This window comes from Corallococcus sp. BB11-1, from assembly GCF_026626625.1.
Classification (GTDB): domain Bacteria; phylum Myxococcota; class Myxococcia; order Myxococcales; family Myxococcaceae; genus Corallococcus; species Corallococcus soli.
Genome location: NZ_JAPNJY010000031.1, coordinates 59934 through 75664, shown reverse-complemented (window position 1 = coordinate 75664; position 15731 = coordinate 59934). Strand labels below are relative to the sequence as shown.

The following is a 15731-nucleotide window of genomic DNA, read 5'->3' as shown; positions in this document are numbered from 1 at the left end:
TCACGCCTCGATGTCGAACGCGAGCGACACGCGCTCGCCGGGCTCCACGTGCAGCAGGCCCTCGCCGGTGGCCAGCGCCCCGGCGGCGGCGGTCCACGGCTCCACGCAGACGAAGTCCTTGCCCTGCAACGTCCACACGACGAGCAGCCGGAACTCCGGGCTCCATGACAGCTTCACCGGCGGCAGGCCCGGCCCGCGCGAAAGCACCGTGCCCGGGCCCTTGTGGTCGCGCAGGTGCATGTCCACCTCCGCCTGCGTGAGGTCCAGGCCGGTGAAGGGCACCTCCTTCTTCTCCCGGTTGTCCCACGCGTGCGTGGCGTCCGTCTCCACGCGGGCCTGGGCCTTGTTCGCCTGTGGCACGCGGAAGTACGGGTGGTAGCCCAGGTGCAGCGGCAGGGGCCGCGTGTCCCGGTTCTCCAGGTCGAAGTCGATGGTGAGCCGGCTGCCCACCAGCGAGAAGGTGAGCTGCGCGTCGAAGGCCCAGGGGTACTGGCGCAGCGTCTCCTCCGACGAGGTGAGCCCCAGCACCAGCAGCGAGCCCTCCGCCTGCCGCACGGTCCACGGCAGCCGCCGCGCGAAGCCGTGCTGCGGCAGGGTGTACGCCTTGCGGTCCGCCGGGTACGTGTCCCCGGGCAGGGGACCGGCGATGGGAAAGAGCACGGGGATGCCCCCGCGCACGTTCTTCGTGAGGTCGGCGACGGTGCCCTCGTCCAGGAAGAGCACCTCCTCGCCGTCCACCACCATGCGCGTGACGAGCGCGCCGCGCGTGGGGATGACCTCCACGCGGCACGCGCCATCCTCCAGCGCGTAGGTGTCCAGCCCCGCGATGCCCGGGAACGGTCCGCTCATGGGACTAGATGGCCCCTTCCTTCGGGTCGCTGTCCATGAAGGGGTAGGGCACCTGCGCGGGCGGCACGAAGTTCTCCTTGATGGTGCGCGGGCTGCTCCAGCGGAACAGGTTGACGATGGAGCCCGCCTTGTCGTTCGTGCCGGACGCCCGGCTGCCGCCGAAGGGCTGCTGGCCCACCACCGCGCCCGTGGGCTTGTCGTTGATGTAGAAGTTGCCCGCCGCGCCGCGCAGGCTGCTCATCATCATCTCGATGGCCTTGCGGTCGCGCGCGAAGATGGCGCCCGTCAGCGCGTAGCTGGCGGCCTGGTCGCACTCCTTCAGCGTCTCCTCCAGCTTCGCGTCCGGGTAGACGTACAGGCCCACGAGCGGCGCGAAGATCTCCTCCGTCATGATGCGGTGGCGCGGGCTGTGGCACTGCACCAGCGTGGGCTGCACGTACCAGCCCTCGCTCTTGTCCGTCCCGCCGCCCGCGATGATGGTGGCGTCGCCGCCCGTCTTCGCCAGGTCGATGTACGACGACACCTTCTTGAACGAGCGCTCGTCGATGACGGCGCCCATGAAGTTCCGGAAGTCCGCCACGTCGCCCATCTTGATTTCACCGATGAGCGCCTGCAGGCGCGGCTTCAGCTTGGGCCACAGCGACTCCGGCACGTAGACGCGGCTGGCCGCGGAGCACTTCTGGCCCTGGTATTCGAAGCCGCCGCGCACGATGGCGACCGCGAGCGCCTCCAGGTCATCCGCCGCGGACGGGTGCGCGAAGATGAAGTCCTTGCCGCCCGTCTCACCCACCAGCCGGGGGTACTGCTTGTAGCGGCTGATGTTCTCGCCCACGGTGCGCCACAGGCTGTTGAACGTGGGCGTGGAGCCGGTGAAGTGGATGCCGCCCAGGTGGGGGCTCGCCAGCACCGGGTTGCCCACCGTGGGGCCGTCGCCGGGCAGCATGTTGATGACGCCGTCGGGCAGGCCCGCCTCGCGCAGCAGCTCCAGGCCGTACCACGCGCTCAGGGCCTGCGTGGAGGACGGCTTCCACAGCACCACGTTGCCCATGATGGCGGGCGCCACGCACAGGTTGACGGCGATGGAGGTGAAGTTGAACGGCGTGATGGCGAAGACGAACCCGTCCAGCGGCCGGTAGTCCGTCAGGTTCCACGTCTGCGCGGAGCTCTCCGGCTGGATGGACAGGATCTGCTGCGCGAAGTGGACGTTGTAGCGAAGGAAGTCGATGAGCTCGCACGCCGCGTCGATCTCCGCCTGGTGCGCCGTCTTCGACTGGCCCAGCATGGAGGACGCGTTGAGCAGCGGGCGGTAGCGCGTGGCCAGCAGCTCCGCGGCGCGCAGGAAGATGGCCGCCCTCGCGTGGAAGGACATCCGCGCCCAGTCCTCCTTCACGCTCAGGGCGTTCTGGATGGCCTGCTCGACGTGGCTGGCGTCCGCCTCGTGCAGGGTGGCCAGCACGTGCTGGTGCCGGTGCGGCATGCGCACCGTGTCCGTCTTGCCGGAGCGGAGGTGCTTGCCGCCGATGACGACCGGGATCTCCAGCTTCTCACCGCTCATGCGCTTGAGCGTGGCCTGGAGCTCGGCGCGCTCGGGCGTGCCGGGGGCGTGGGAGAGGACGGGCTCGTTCTTGGGAGCCGGGACGCGGGGGAAGGCGTTGAGCACGCGAGGACCTCGGGACAGGAGAAGAAAGGTGGGCAAGGTATAGCCCTCCCGCACGTCCAGGTCAGCGACAGATGCCCGGGCCGTCCGCGCCGCGACACCGGAGGCGCCGCCCCCGCGCGTCACGGGCGGGGCAAAAGCCTCCTGCCCCCCGGACGGCCTGGCCCTCGGCTCAGGCCTCGCCCGCCGCCTTGGCCGTCGCGCCCCGCGCCCGTTGCAGCACGGCGTGCAGCTGCGCGATGAGGTACGGCGGCTTCACGGGCTTGACCAGGTACGCGTCCGGCTGGGGCTGCGCGGGGTCCAGGTCCACGCGCGGCGCGTAGCCGCTGACGAACACCACCGGCAGGCGCGCCAGGGACGGCTCGGCGCGCACGCGGCGGCACAGCTCATAGCCGTCGATGCCGTCCATGTTCACGTCCGACAGCAGCACGTCCGGCGTCTCCGTCAGCGCGTGCGCGAGCCCCGCCTCGCCGTCGGCCGCCACCGTGCAGTCGAACTCACCGGACAGCAGCAGCCGCAGCGTCTCGCGCATGGTCCAGGAGTTCTCGACGATGAGGACCTTGGGCTTCACGGCGCTTCGACTCCCGGGAGGGGACCGCGGACAGCAGGGGGCACGACGGCACCAGCATCCCCCCACCGTGCGCACCGGGCAAGAGGTCCCCCTTCACCCGGAGGAATTCATGAAAGCCTCCACCTCACGGGTTTGCCTCCAAGCCGGAGGTTTCGCCGTCGCGGAAGGAGCCCTGCGTGGGGCGCGAACCGGCATCCGGCAGGAAGGTGGGCCTCGCGGGAGCGACCGGGCAACGAACAGACCCTGGAAGCCCGCCTGCCTGGCCGCCCAGGGGCGAAGGGCGGCGTCCCTGTCGCGCCGCGCGGCGGCCCGGGCCCCGAGGCTGCGAGGCTCCAGCAAAACGACCCTGACCTCCGCCTTCAGCGGGGGGCTGGTGGCAGGCCCCGGGCCAGGGGCTGGGAGGCTTCCTGGGAGAGGCGCTGGAGCTCCGGGGCGATGTCGGCCGTGGGCGCGGCGATGCTGCACCGCGCGCCGCCGTGCACCAGGCCCACCACGCGCATCCGGGCGTCCACCAGGGGCGCGCCGGAGTCACCCGGGATGCCGTGCATCGTGGTGAAGAGCGCGGCGGGCACGTCCGGCAGCGAGGGGCAGCGGCCCAGCCGCTCCAACTGGACCTGCTGCGGCGCTCCGGGGCGATCAAACCGGCCGGTGAAGACGAGCGGTTCGCCGGGCGCGGGCAGCGCGTCCGCCACCTCCAGCGGGGCCACCGGCGCCTTCGCCTCCAGCTCCAGCACCGCCAGGTCCCGGCCGCGATCCACGAACACGTAGCGGCCCTCCAGCCGTCGCCCGTCCTCGAAGTTCGTGTGCTCGGGCCCGGCGTCCTGCCCCTGCGCGACGCAGTGGGCCGCGGTGAGCACGTGGCGCCCGGTGCCCACCACCACGCCCGCGCAGTGGCCCTCGCCCAGGGTGACGGTCGCCGCCGCCGCTTCCTGGAGCCCCCGGGTCTCCGGGTCCACCGGCTGACCGCAGGCCATCCAGGCCGTGACGGCCACGAAGGCCACGGTCACTCCGCCCCGCTTCCATGCACGCATGCCGCTTCCCCCTCGGGTAGGGGCGGTGGGCCCCGAGCCTGGAAGAAGGGTGTGCATGCGTCCCGATGCGTTGAGGCCGGGCGGCCGGAAGTGGCCCCCCAGCAGGCGTTCGGGCGGCGGGGCGCGCCTTCCTCCGGCAGGACGGGGGCGGGATGTCCAGGAGCATGGAGTTCACCTGCTCGGATGTCCCGGAGGCGGTGTCACTGAAACGTGCTATTGCTCCAACGTCTGGATTCCGGCGCAACCGCCGGCCCCTAGCGCGTGAGCGACGACGAGAAGACAACGGTCCTGGACGAGCGCACCCGGCCTCCGAGCACGTGGGGGGACCGGCTGCGTACGCCCATCACCCTGCCGGGGGCGGGCATCGGGGAGCGGCGCTCCCTGGAGCCGGGCATGGTCGTCACCGGGCGCTACCGGGTGGAGTCGCTGCTGGGCGAGGGCGGCATGGGCCGCATCTGGCTGGCGGACGACCTGCAGGAGCGCCGGCGCGTCGCGCTCAAGGAGATGCACGTCCCGGCGGAGCTGTCCGCCGCGAAGGTGGAGGAGCTGGTGCTGATGTTCCGGCACGAGTTCTTCGCCATGAAGAAGCTCCAGCACCCGTCCACGCTCAAGGTCTTCGACTGGGGCATGACGGAGGCCGGCAACCGCTTCATCACCATGGAGGTGGTGGGCGGCCACGACCTGAGCACGCTGGTGCGCGAATCGCCGCTGGACACGCGCACGATGTATCGGGTGCTGATCCAGATGGCGCAGGTGCTGGCGTTCATCCACTCGCGCCTGTACGTGCACTGCGACATCAAGGCCAGCAACGTGCGCATCACCGAGTCCGGCGCGGTGAAGCTGATGGACTTCGGCGTGATGCACCAGCTGGGCACGCCCAGCCCCGGCAAGCTCAAGGGCACGCTGGAGTACCTGGCGCCGGAGTGGCAGCGGGGCGCGAGCATCGACGGGCGCGCGGACCTGTACTCGCTGGGCGTGATGGCCTGGTACCTGGCCACGCGCAAGCTGCCCTTCAAGCGCAGCAACCCCGCGGTGCTGCTGGCGGATCACCTGACGCGCCCGCCGCCGCGCCCCTCCACGCTCTGCGCGGTGGACCCGCAGCTGGAGGAGATCATCCTCCTGCTCATGGCCAAGGATCCGCGCGAGCGCTTCCAGGACGCCAGCGAGCTGCTCGAAGCGCTCTGCCACGCGAGCGGCGAGCCGTCCCCGGAGGAGCCGCTGTCGGCGCGCGCCAGCTACCTGCACGTCCCGGAGGTGGTGGGGCGCGAGGCGGAGCTGGAGGGGCTGATGAACGGCCTGGCGGAGGCGGACTGGGGCCAGTCGCGCGCGGTGCTCGTGGGCGGGCCCGCGGGCGTGGGCAAGACGCGGCTGCTCCAGGAGTTCGAGCTCCAGGCGAAGCTGGCGGAGCTGCCCTTCGGCCGGGGCCAGTGCCGCGCGGAGGGGCTGGCGCCGCTCGCGCCGGTGGCGCAGGCGCTGCGCAGCATGGTGCCGCACACGCCCGCGGAGCTGATGGACCGGCTGGGGCCCCGGCTGGCGCGCCTGCTACCCCACCTGTCGTCGGAGGTGCCCGAGGACGAGGTGCACGAGCGGGCCCTGCGCGAAGGCGCGGAGGAGAAGGGCGCGTTCTTCGAGGCGCTGTCGGAGTGGACGCACACGCTGGGCGGGCGGCAGTCGTTCGTGCTGTGCTTCGAGGACCTCCAGTGGGCGGACAGCGCGTCGCTGGAGGCCATCAACGTCATCATCCGCGCGCTGCACGGCACGCGCGGCATGGTGGTGGGCACGTTCCGCTCCGCGGAGCTGTCGCGACTGAGCCTCGCGTTCCAGACGGTGGACGAGAAGCTCACCTCGCGCGTGGACCTGGAGCCCCTGTCCGCGGAGAACGTGGGCACGCTGGTGGAGTTGGTGCTGCCCGGGCTGGAGATGCCGGAGGGCTTCGTCACGCGGCTGCACGAGACCACGGGCGGCAACGCCTTCTTCGCCACCGAGTGCCTGCGCATGCTGGTGGAGGCGGGCGCGCTCAAGCGCGTGGGCGGCCGGTGGGAGGCGGAGGAGGGGCTGGGGACGCGGCGGCTGCCGGACAGCATCCAGGAGGCGGTGCTGGTGCGGCTGGCGAGCGCGCCCCCGGAGCAGGTGACGCTCCTGCGCAAGCTGGCGCCCGCGGGCCGCATGCTGGACCTGCCGCTGGTGCGCGCGCTGGCGGGGCTGCCGGAGGCGGAGCTGTTCGCGGTGCTGGACGGCATCGTGGAGCGGCAGTTCCTCCAGGACGTGGAGGGCCGGTACGTCTTCACGCACGACACCGTGCACCAGGCCGTCTACGACAGCACGCCGGAGGTGGAGCGCCGGTCGCACCACGGCCTGGTGGCGCGGGCGCTCCAGGCGCTGCCCGTGGGACGCGCGGGGCTGGTGCGCGCGGTGGGCTGGCACTACGCGCGCTCGGACGCGCCCGCGGAGGCCATCCAGCCGCTGCTGGAGGCGGGCAGGGCGGCCATCGAGGCGGAGGCGCTGCTGGAGGCCACGCTGCTCTTGAAGGAGGCGGCGGGGCTCCTGGAGTCCGCGCCGGACTTCCCGGGGCGCTCGGAGCAGCTGCTGCGCACCTGGGTGTCGCTGGTGGAGGTGGGCTACTCCAGCGACCCGCCGACGTCGGTGGCGTACGCGGAGCGCCTCTTCGCGCACTGGGCGGCCACGGTGGACGTGGAGGCCGGGCGCCGCGAGGCGGCGGCGCGGCTGGCGTCCGCGCGCACGGCCACGGCCGCGGAGCACGAGGAGCTGTTGTGCCCGCTGTTCCGCGAGGTGTCCGCGGGCGCGCGCATGACGCCGGTGGACGTCTTCTGGAAGCGCTCGGAGCTTCAAATCCTCCAGGGCATGTCGCTGGCCATCCTGGGGCGCACGCAGGAGATGGAGGCGCTGCTGTCGAGCGCGTCCGCCGAGCACCCGGAGGACTCGCCCTACCTGGCCGGGATGTCCATCGCCCGCGCGACGCTGAGCGCGTACACCGGCTGCTGGTCCGGGGGCGTGGTCGAGCAGCGCCGGCAGGTGAAGCGGCTGCGCGACTTCCGCGACGCCGTGGGCCGTCCGCCCCGGCGGCTCGCGTGGGCGCTGGGCATGGGCGGCTACCTGCTCAACGTGAACCTGGCCCTGCGCGGCGAAGCGCTGGACGAGGACGTGCTGCGCGACGGGCTCGCGGTGGCGCAGGCCCACGGCTTCACCGACGTGCGCGCCTACCACCTGTTCACCCAGGTGACGCGCGCGGCCTTCACCGGGGACGGGGCCGCCTTCGCGCCGGCCCTGGCGCAGAAGACGGAGCTCATCCGGCGGCTGGGCAGCCCTCGGCTGATGGAGCGCAACCTGGCCCTCTTCACGCCGCCGTACTACCTGGAGCGCGGCGAGCACGAGCTCGTCGCCGCGGTGGTGGCGCGCGGCGAGGCCCTGGCGCGGGTGCTGCCCCAGGACCGCTGGTTGCAGGCCCACGTGCAGGTGTACCAGGCGTGCCGCGACGTGCTCTTCGAGGACGCGGCCGCCGCGCGCGAGTCGCTGCCCCGCGCCCTGGAGGCCGCGCGCCAGGGCGGCCTGCGCATGGAGACGCTGGTGCACGTGTACCAGGCGCGCTTCGAGCGCGACCAGGGCCGGCTGCCCGCCGCGCTCGCCGCCGCGCAGACGGCGCTCGCGCGCGCGTTGGATCCGGTGCTCGCCAACCCGTGGGATGAAATCCTGGCCCGCCGCGCGCTGGCGCCGCTGGTGTCCAAGGAGGAGGGGGACGCGCACCTGCGCCACGCGCTCATCCTGGCGGAGGCCACCGGCAACGTGCTGCAGATGGGGCTCGTGTACCTGCAACACGCGGAGCGGCACGGCACGCACGAGGAGGTGATGCTGGAGCTGGAGATCGCCGAGCGCGCCTTCGGCAACGCGAAGGCCACGCACCTCCAGTCGCTCGCCAGCTCCCTGCGCGGCCCGCTGTCGCGCCAGCCCGGAGCGCTGAAGCAGAGCGCCTGACGGGCGCCGTCCTGGGTAGGATGGCCCCATGGCCCCGTCCCCCCTGCGCTTCTGCCTGGACTACCTGTCACCGTACGCCTACCTCGCCTGGCTGCGGATGCCCGCCCTCGCGGCGCGCCACGGGCGCACGCTGGAGCCGGTGCCGGTGCTGCTCGCGGGGCTGCTCAACGCGGTGGGCTCCATCGGGCCCGCGGAGATCCCCGCCAAGCGCGTCTACGTCTTCAAGCAGACCTTCCGCATCGCGCACGAACAGGGGGCCCCGTTCACCCCGCCGCCCTCGCACCCGTTCAACCCGCTGTTGTCCCTGCGCGTGACGGCCGCGGTGGACGACGTGGAGGCCCGGACGAGGCTCGCCACCGCGCTCTATGCGGCGGCGTGGGGCGAGGGCCGGGGCATCGAGACGCCGGAGCAGGTGGGCGCGGTGCTCCAGCAGGCCGGCTTCGACGCGCAGGCCCTGCTCGCCCGGGCGGCGAGCCCGGAGGTGAAGGACCGCGTGCGGAGGAACACCGACGAGGCGCTGGCCCAGGGCACCTTCGGCGTGCCCTCCGTGCTGGTGGACGGGGAGATGTTCTGGGGCGTGGACTCGCTGGGCCACCTGGAGCGCTTCCTGGAGGGCCGCGACCCGCTCACCCCGGACGCCCTGGCGCGCTGGCAGCACCTGCCCTCCACCGCGTCGCGTCGCTGAGCGCCGGAGGCCCCGGTCCATGAACGTCCTCGGTCAGTTGGGTTTCGTCGTCGCGAGCCTCGTGCTGGCGGGCGTGCTGCTGTCGCTCAACTTCTGGCGCGCGCTGCTCTTCTTCTTCCCCGGCACGGTCCGCATCGAGCCGGAGGCCCCCGCGGACCAGATGGACCTGCCGGAGGCGCTGGTCCCTCTCGCCGGCCAGCTCCAGGCGCTGGGCTTCACCCCCCTGGGCAGCCACGAGGAGAAGCCGCTCCTTCAGGGGGCCACCCGCTCCTACACGTGGGCCCACCTCGGCGAGCGCGTCTTCGCCACCCTGCACCTGGGCAAGGAGGAGCTGCCCCGCCTCTACCTGCTCACCCCCCTGGCCTCCGGGGGCTTCGTCGTCACCGCCAGCTACCGGCGCCCCGCCCTGGACCTGCCCGGCTACCGCTCCGGTGCCCTGGAGGACGCCTCCCCGGAGCGCCTGTTGCGCGCACATGTGCGCCGACTGGACGGGTTGGGTCCGGCGGAGCCGGGCGCCTTCACCTGGGAGGGCCGGATCCAGGCCGGGCGGGCCTGGTACCAGGGCCTTGGCCGCAAGGAAATCCGCCGGCAGAACCTCCAGGGAGTGTTGTGGACGGCCATCGCGCTTGCCATCGTCGCCGGCGCCTTCCTGGGCAGGCGCGCGGGCTGAGGCGGCCACCGCGTCTTGCTCGTCACGTCGTGCGTGCACCGCGCCGCCCGGAAGAGTAGGGAGTCGACCACCATGAAGAGCGTGTCCAAGAACGAGGAAATCTACTTCCTGTCCGGCAAGCGCACCCCGTTCGGTACCTACGGCGGCAGCCTCAAGGACCTGAGCGCCACCGACCTGGCCGTGGAGTCCGCGAAGGCGGCCCTGGCGCAGGCGGGCGTGTCCCCGGAGCAGATTGAGCATGTGGTGTACGGCAACGTCGTCCAGACGAGCTCGGACGCCATCTATCTGCCGCGCCACGTGGGCCTGCGCACGGGCGTGCCCGTGCCGGTGCCCGCGCTGGGCGTCAACCGGCTGTGCGGCTCCGGCTTCCAGGCCTTCGTCACCGCCGCGGAGATGATGCTGACGGGCGGCGGGGAGTGCGTGCTGGCGGGCGGCACGGAGTCCATGAGCCAGGCGCCCCACGTCATCCGCGGCGCGCGCTGGGGCATCCCCCTGGGCAAGGGCGGCCTGGAGGACATGCTCTGGACGGCCCTGACGGACAGCTACACCGGGCAGGCCATGGCGCTCACCGCCGAGCAGCTCGCGGTGGACTACGGCCTCACCCAGGACGACGTGGACCAGTACGCGGTGCTCACCCAGAAGCGCTTCGCCGCCGCGCAGGAGGCCGGCCGCCTGGGGGAGGAGATCGCCCCGGTGACGCTCAAGGGCAAGAAGGGTGACACGGTGGTGTCCAGGGACGAGCACAACCGTCCGGAGACCACGGTGGAGACCCTGCGCAAGCTGCCCAAGGTCTTCAAGAAGGACGGCGTGGTGCACGCGGGCGCCGCCAGCGGCATCTGCGACGGCGCGGGCTCCATGGTGATGGCCACGCGCACCTTCGTGGAGAAGCACGGCCTGAAGCCCGTGGCGCGGCTGGTCAACTGGGGCGTGTCCGGGTGCGACCCGAAGATCATGGGCATCGGCCCCGCGCCGGCCATCCGCAACCTGCTCCAGCGCGCGGACGCGAAGCTGTCCGACGTGGACCTCTTCGAGGTCAACGAGGCCTTCGCGCCGCAGTACCTGGCGGTGGAGAAGGAGCTGGGCCTGCCACGCGACGCGACCAACGTCAACGGCGGCGCCATCGCCGTGGGCCACCCGCTGGGGGCCTCCGGGGCGCGCATCACCATGACGCTGGCCTACGAGCTCAAGCGGCGGGGCGCTCGCTATGGTATCGGCTCTGCCTGCATCGGTGGCGGCCAGGGCATCGCCGTGCTGGTCGAGGCGCTCTAGGCGCCGCTGGGTCGGGGACGGGGTACGGGGCAGACGACTTCCGGACGGGACGTGAGATGAGCAACGAGGTGGACGCGAAGACGGCCCGCGAGCGGGCCAAGGCCATCGCCGAGCAGCGCCGCGCCGAGCGCCGCAACCGCAAGCGCCGCTGCGTGGTGTGTGGCGTGGAGGAGAGTGACAAGACGCCCCTGACGGCCCACCCCGAAGGCATCGGTCCCGCCTGCAAGGACGAGGTGACGTGTCAGGCCCGCCGCGCCGCCTCGGGCCGCTGACACGCACCTCCCGCCCCCGCGCCGCCCGCCCGAGTGTTGGCGGGCGGACGGTGGCTTCCGGCTCCCCGGGGGCCCGGGCGCCCGGGCAGCGCACGCCCCGGGCAGCAGCAGGCCGGATTGTCGGGCCCGTTTCTTGATGGCGCCCGCGACTCGGGGTAAACGTTCGTAATCTCTGGTGACACGAGGGTTGGAATGGGCGTTATCAGCTTCACGGGAGTCAAGGTGTTCTCCACCACGCTCGCGCGCGATCGCGAGAACATGGGCGAGAACATCACCAAGTGGCTGAAGGAGAACTCCGGCGTGGACATCGTGGACAAGATCGTCACGCAGTCCTCGGACAAGGAGTTTCACTGTCTGACCATCACGCTCTTCTACCGCCACAAGGTCTGAGCTCCTCGACCGGCGCGTGAAGGCGGGTTGGAGGTGAGGGCGCTTCTCCCTGGAGACATCAGGGTGGGGCGCCCTTCATCGTTTCTGCGATTGGGGTTGCGGACCGGGCGGTGTTCCACCACCTTTGGGCCTCTATGCGACCCATGCGGGGCTTCAACGGTGGCGGAGGCGGCGGCTTTGGCGGCGGCTTCGTCGGCCTGGAATCGATGGCGGCCAAGCTGGCGGTGGCGCTGGTGGCGTTCTCCGCCCTGTACCTGGCGACGCGCGGCGGGCAGGGCGCGCTGCTGCTGCTCAACCCCTACGACGTGCTGCGCGGCCGCGTGTGGGAGCTGTTCACCTACGCGTTCATCGCGCCGGACCCGCTGGGCATCATCTTCGGCGGCATCATCATCTGGTCCATTGGCGGCTTCCTGGAGTCCACCTGGGGCGCGCGGCGCCTGCTGATGGCGTCGGTGGGCATCACGGTGTTCGCGGGCCTGCTGACGGTGCTGCTGGCGCTGGTGATGCCCATGGCGAGCGCCTACGCCGGCGGCTCGGTGATGACCACGGTGCTGTGGGTGGCGTACGGGCTCGTCATCGGCCGGGGGCAGGCGAACTTCTGGGGCATCCCGCTGACGGGCAACTGGTTCGCGGCCATTGGCGCGGGCTTCACCGTGCTGCGGCTGCTCACCGCGCCGTCCTGGCAGTTCCTGGCGCCGGAGCTCATCAGCCTGGTGCTGGTGTTCGCCTACGTGCGCGGCGCGAGCCCCAAGCGGCTCTTCCTGCACCTGCAGCACTGGCGGCTGCAGCGCCAGCTGCGCGACCGCTCCAAGCACCTGCGCGTGGTGGGCAAGAACCGCCCGCCGGACCGCGACCAGTTCCTCAACTGACGCCCGCCGGCCTCCGGGCCGGCGCGTGCCTCCTCCACGGGCCTGCTGACGCGCGAGCGTCGGTGGGCCCGTGCCGCGTCCGCTAGTGCGCGGCCTCCGGGTGCCCGTACTGCTTGAGCTTGCGGTAAAGCGTGGCCACGCCGATGTCCAACTGCTCCGCGGTGCGTGAGCGGTTGCCGCCGTTCTGGGCCAGCACCGCGAGGATGTACTCCTTCTCCATGTCCTCCAGCCGGCGCGGGTTGCCGGTGGGCACCATGCTGGGGGGCGCGGCGCGCACCTCCTCGGGCAGATCCTCGCGCTCCACGCGCGGGCCCTCGCACAGCACCACCGCGCGCTCGAGGGCGTTGCCCAGCTCCCGCACGTTGCCGGGCCAGGGGTAGCGCAGGAGCTGATCCGCCGCGTCCGGGGACAGGCCGCTCACGCGGCGGCCCAGGCGCTCTCCGGCCTCGGCCAGCAGCAGCCGGGCCAGGGGGAGGATGTCCTCCTTGCGCTCGCGCAGGGGCGGGATGCGCAGCTCGATGACGCGCAGCCGGTAGAAGAGGTCCTGGCGGAAGTGGCCCAGGCGCACCTCCTCGGACAGCTCGCGGTTGGTGGCGGCCACCACGCGCACGTCCACCTTGCGGCTGAGGTTCTCCCCCACGCGCCGCACCTCGCGCTCCTGGAGCACGCGCAGCAGCTTGGCCTGCATGGCGGGGGGCACCTCGCCCACCTCGTCCAGGAAGAGGGTGCCGCCGTGGGCCGCCTCGAAGAGGCCGGGCCGGTCGTGCGTGGCGCCGGTGAAGGCGCCCTTCGCGTGGCCGAACAGCTCGCTCTCCAGCAGGCTCTCCGTCACGGCGGCGCAGTTGACGGCGATGAAGGCCTTGTGGGCGCGGCCGGACTCGTCGTGGATGAGCCGCGCGATGCGCTCCTTGCCCACGCCGCTCTCGCCGGTGACGAGGATGGTGGTGTCCACCTTCGCCGAGCGCCGGGCCAGGTTGAGCACCTTCTGCATCGCGTCCGCGCGGGCCACCATGCCCGCCGGGTCCTCCTTCATGCCGGACACCCGCGCCAGCGACTGCCGCTTCGCGCGCAGCTTGCGCTCCGCCTGCCGCAGGGCCTCCGTCACCTGGCCGAGCACGCCCTCCATGCACTGCGTCTCATAGAAGCGCAGCAGCTCCGCGCACTCGGTGCTCCACTCCTCGGCGGGCCGGCCGACAATCTGGCAGAGCGCGTCCCCCTTGCCGACGCACTTCTCCTCCGCGCAATAGATGGGCTTGCCATTGCAGTAGCTCAGGTACCCGGACGCGAAGCCGGTGAGGCTCCAGCACACCGGCTGGTCCGCCTGGCCCAGGTGGAGCAGGTGCTGCTCGGCTTCATAGGAGTCGCGCCACTGCGCCTCCGCGAAGGGCGCCGGCCCGTCCTTCTCCGTCCGCTCGATGCGCTCCACGCGCACCTGGCCCATCAGCGTGTGCAGCCGGCCCCCCGCCCGGCGCCACTCGGCCTCGTCCGTCCACGGCACCGCCGTGCGCATCGCCTCCGCGGTGCGCCAGCCGTGCGCGTAGCCCAGCCGCGTGAAGATGCCGCGCGCCGCCGTCATCCCCATGATTCCGACGATCTCCGAGCGCAGCAGCCCCAGCGCCACCGGATCCATCAGCAGTGCCCGCTGCCCGGCGAAGTGGATGACGCCCCCCTTCGGCTCGAACGCCAGCAGCTCCCTCAGGTCCAGCCCTTCCAGCCCAGCCACGGTGACTCCCGGATCCATTCAGACTGAGGGGCTTCTCTATCATTCTGAGAGCATTTTCGCAGGGGCGGAATTGGACTCCCAATGATTCCATGGGGTTGGCGTTTCGCTTGTGCTGGCCCTGGGGTTGCAGTCGATGGGGTCCACCATGGGTTCCGAACTCGACAGACGCGGGGTGCTGCAGGGCGTGGCGGCCGCCGGGGTGGCGGGGGTGATGGGCGCGGGGCCCACGGTGGCCCGGCAGGTGGCGCCAGCGGTCTTCGTGTCGCACGGCTCACCGATGACGGCGTTGGACTCGGACGCGTACCCGCAGGCGCTCAAGCGGCTGGGTGACAGCGTGGGCGCGGTGAAGGCGCTGGTGGTGGTGTCGGCGCACTGGGAGACGGAGGCGCGCGTGCACGTCACCGCGATGGCGGCGCCGCCGCTCGTCTACGACTTCTACGGCTTCCCGGAGGAGATGTACCGGCTGCGCTACCCGGCGCCCGGCGCGCCGGAGCTGTCCCTGGACGTGGTGGCCCGGCTGCAGGCGGCGGGCGTGCCGGCGGTGGCGGAGGCTTCGCGCGGCCTGGACCACGGCGTCTGGGTGCCGCTGCGCCATGCCTTCCCGGAGGCGCGCGTGCCGGTCATCCAGGTGGCGCTGCCGGCGGGGGCGTCCCCCGCGGACGTGGCGAGGATGGGCGAGGCTTTGCGTCCGCTGCGCGCGGACGGCGTGCTACTGATGGGCAGCGGCGGGGTGGTCCACAACCTGCGCCGGGTGAATTTCAGATCCAAGCTGGCGTCCGTGGAGCCATGGGCGGCCGAGTTCGACGCGTGGGTCGCCGGAAAACTTGTCGCACGAGACTTCATCGGGCTTCAGTCATGGATGGGCGCACCGAATGCGCGGGTCGCGCATCCATCCGCCGAGCACTGGTTGCCCATCTACTTCGTCCTCGGAGCCGCCCTCGCCGAGGACCGTCTCACCCCGGTGTTCGAGGGTTTCCATCACGGAACCTTGTCCATGCGCAGCTTCGCGCTGCGCGCCTGAACCTCGCAGTTCGCAGTCCTGGGAGTCCACACCATGAAGATGACCCTGAAGTCCGCCATCACCCTGATCGCCGTCGCCGCCCCCTCGTTCGCCTTCGCGGCGGCGTATGACATCGACGGGTCGCACTCCTCCGCCGACTTCTCCGTGAAGCACATGATGGTGTCCAACGTGAAGGGCAACTTCAAGGTGCAGTCCGGCACGGTCAACATCGACGACAAGGACGTGACCAAGTCCACCGTCGAGGCCGTCCTGGACGCGACCACCGTCAACACCGCGGAGCCCAAGCGCGACGAGCACCTGAAGAGCCCCGACTTCTTCGACACGGCGAAGTACCCGACCATCACCTTCAAGTCGACGAAGGTCGCGAAGGCCGGCAAGGACAAACTGAAGGTCACCGGCGACCTGACGCTGCACGGCGTGACGAAGTCCGTCGTGCTGGACGTGGTGGGCCCGACGCCGGAGATCAAGGATGCGTTCGGCGGCATGCGCCGTGGCGTCGAGGCGACCACGAAGATCAACCGCAAGGACTTCGGCCTGGGCTGGAACAAGGCGCTGGAGGCCGGCGGCGTGGCGGTGGGCGAGGACATCGCCATCACGCTCGCGCTGGAGCTGACGCCCAAGAAGGACGCGGCGGCGGCGCCCGCGGCGAAGGACGCGAAGTAGTCCTTCGCGTCAGCTCGCCGGCCCCCGGGTCGGTGAAATGAAGAGAGGGGCCTCGGTGACGAGGCCCCTCT

14 protein-coding genes are annotated in these 15731 nt (G+C 71.8%); 9 read left to right on the top strand and 5 right to left on the bottom strand.

Annotation, left to right across the window (positions count from 1 at the left end; genetic code table 11):
* The 4 genes from OV207_RS26355 to OV207_RS26340 all read right to left on the bottom strand — a co-directional run bounded on the left by OV207_RS26355 (position 1) and on the right by OV207_RS26340 (position 4108).
* Positions 1-849, bottom strand: a complete 849-nt coding sequence (locus tag OV207_RS26355) for an aldose epimerase (protein WP_267557854.1) — start codon at positions 847-849, stop codon at positions 1-3.
* A 4-nt stretch (positions 850-853) separates the two neighbouring features.
* The gene (pruA, locus tag OV207_RS26350) at positions 854-2509 is read right to left on the bottom strand and encodes an L-glutamate gamma-semialdehyde dehydrogenase (RefSeq protein WP_193349519.1); all 1656 of its coding nucleotides are present in this window, start codon (positions 2507-2509) and stop codon (positions 854-856) included.
* A 169-nt stretch (positions 2510-2678) separates the two neighbouring features.
* Positions 2679-3077, bottom strand: coding sequence for a response regulator (locus OV207_RS26345; RefSeq protein WP_193349174.1), 399 nt, complete (start codon positions 3075-3077; stop codon positions 2679-2681).
* A gap of 359 nt (positions 3078-3436) precedes the next feature.
* Positions 3437-4108 carry a S1 family peptidase gene (locus OV207_RS26340; protein ID WP_267557853.1) on the bottom strand — a complete coding sequence of 224 codons (672 nt, stop codon included), beginning with the start codon at positions 4106-4108 and terminating at the stop codon, positions 3437-3439.
* 393 nt (positions 4109-4501) lie between these two features.
* Here OV207_RS26340 and OV207_RS26335 point away from each other — a divergent pair, with 393 nt between their 5' ends.
* From OV207_RS26335 to OV207_RS26305, 7 genes are all read left to right on the top strand, one after another.
* Complete coding sequence (locus OV207_RS26335; protein WP_267558148.1) at positions 4502-8098, top strand: serine/threonine-protein kinase; 3597 nt, start codon at positions 4502-4504, stop codon at positions 8096-8098.
* Positions 8099-8126: 28 nt separating this feature from the next.
* Positions 8127-8783, top strand: a complete 657-nt coding sequence (locus OV207_RS26330; protein WP_193349177.1) for a 2-hydroxychromene-2-carboxylate isomerase — start codon at positions 8127-8129, stop codon at positions 8781-8783.
* A gap of 19 nt (positions 8784-8802) precedes the next feature.
* Positions 8803-9453: a hypothetical protein gene (locus OV207_RS26325; protein ID WP_267557852.1), complete on the top strand. Its 651-nt coding sequence runs from the start codon at positions 8803-8805 to the stop codon at positions 9451-9453.
* A 72-nt stretch (positions 9454-9525) separates the two neighbouring features.
* The gene (locus tag OV207_RS26320; protein WP_267557851.1) at positions 9526-10722 is read left to right on the top strand and encodes an acetyl-CoA C-acetyltransferase; all 1197 of its coding nucleotides are present in this window, start codon (positions 9526-9528) and stop codon (positions 10720-10722) included.
* A gap of 56 nt (positions 10723-10778) precedes the next feature.
* A complete protein-coding gene (locus tag OV207_RS26315; protein ID WP_193349181.1) occupies positions 10779-10994 on the top strand; it encodes a hypothetical protein in 216 nt (71 codons plus the stop codon).
* A gap of 192 nt (positions 10995-11186) precedes the next feature.
* Positions 11187-11384, top strand: coding sequence for a hypothetical protein (locus OV207_RS26310; protein WP_120535321.1), 198 nt, complete (start codon positions 11187-11189; stop codon positions 11382-11384).
* A 134-nt stretch (positions 11385-11518) separates the two neighbouring features.
* On the top strand, positions 11519-12253 hold the full coding sequence (locus tag OV207_RS26305; protein WP_193349183.1) for a DUF1751 domain-containing protein: 735 nt from the start codon (positions 11519-11521) through the stop codon (positions 12251-12253).
* An 82-nt stretch (positions 12254-12335) separates the two neighbouring features.
* Here the strand turns inward: OV207_RS26305 and OV207_RS26300 are convergent, their stop codons facing one another.
* Complete coding sequence (locus OV207_RS26300; RefSeq protein ID WP_267557850.1) at positions 12336-13976, bottom strand: sigma-54-dependent Fis family transcriptional regulator; 1641 nt, start codon at positions 13974-13976, stop codon at positions 12336-12338.
* Between the two features lie 145 nt (positions 13977-14121).
* Here OV207_RS26300 and OV207_RS26295 point away from each other — a divergent pair, with 145 nt between their 5' ends.
* Positions 14122-14997 carry a DODA-type extradiol aromatic ring-opening family dioxygenase gene (locus OV207_RS26295; protein ID WP_267557848.1) on the top strand — a complete coding sequence of 292 codons (876 nt, stop codon included), beginning with the start codon at positions 14122-14124 and terminating at the stop codon, positions 14995-14997.
* A 33-nt stretch (positions 14998-15030) separates the two neighbouring features.
* Positions 15031-15660 carry a YceI family protein gene (locus OV207_RS26290; protein ID WP_267557847.1) on the top strand — a complete coding sequence of 210 codons (630 nt, stop codon included), beginning with the start codon at positions 15031-15033 and terminating at the stop codon, positions 15658-15660.
* The last annotated feature ends 71 nt before the right edge of the window (positions 15661-15731 follow it).

What these genes read in the sequence shown, in the direction of transcription:
- OV207_RS26355 (WP_267557854.1), bottom strand. Translation starts at nt 849, where the DNA reads ATGAGCGGACCGTTCCCGGGCATCGCGGGGCTGGACACCTACGCGCTG.
- OV207_RS26340 (WP_267557853.1), bottom strand. Translation starts at nt 4,108, where the DNA reads ATGCGTGCATGGAAGCGGGGCGGAGTGACCGTGGCCTTCGTGGCCGTC.
- OV207_RS26335 (WP_267558148.1), top strand. Translation starts at nt 4,502, where the DNA reads ATGGTCGTCACCGGGCGCTACCGGGTGGAGTCGCTGCTGGGCGAGGGC.
- OV207_RS26330 (WP_193349177.1), top strand. Translation starts at nt 8,127, where the DNA reads ATGGCCCCGTCCCCCCTGCGCTTCTGCCTGGACTACCTGTCACCGTAC.
- OV207_RS26325 (WP_267557852.1), top strand. Translation starts at nt 8,803, where the DNA reads ATGAACGTCCTCGGTCAGTTGGGTTTCGTCGTCGCGAGCCTCGTGCTG.
- OV207_RS26320 (WP_267557851.1), top strand. Translation starts at nt 9,526, where the DNA reads ATGAAGAGCGTGTCCAAGAACGAGGAAATCTACTTCCTGTCCGGCAAG.
- OV207_RS26315 (WP_193349181.1), top strand. Translation starts at nt 10,779, where the DNA reads ATGAGCAACGAGGTGGACGCGAAGACGGCCCGCGAGCGGGCCAAGGCC.
- OV207_RS26310 (WP_120535321.1), top strand. Translation starts at nt 11,187, where the DNA reads ATGGGCGTTATCAGCTTCACGGGAGTCAAGGTGTTCTCCACCACGCTC.
- OV207_RS26305 (WP_193349183.1), top strand. Translation starts at nt 11,519, where the DNA reads ATGCGACCCATGCGGGGCTTCAACGGTGGCGGAGGCGGCGGCTTTGGC.
- OV207_RS26295 (WP_267557848.1), top strand. Translation starts at nt 14,122, where the DNA reads ATGGGTTCCGAACTCGACAGACGCGGGGTGCTGCAGGGCGTGGCGGCC.
- OV207_RS26290 (WP_267557847.1), top strand. Translation starts at nt 15,031, where the DNA reads ATGAAGATGACCCTGAAGTCCGCCATCACCCTGATCGCCGTCGCCGCC.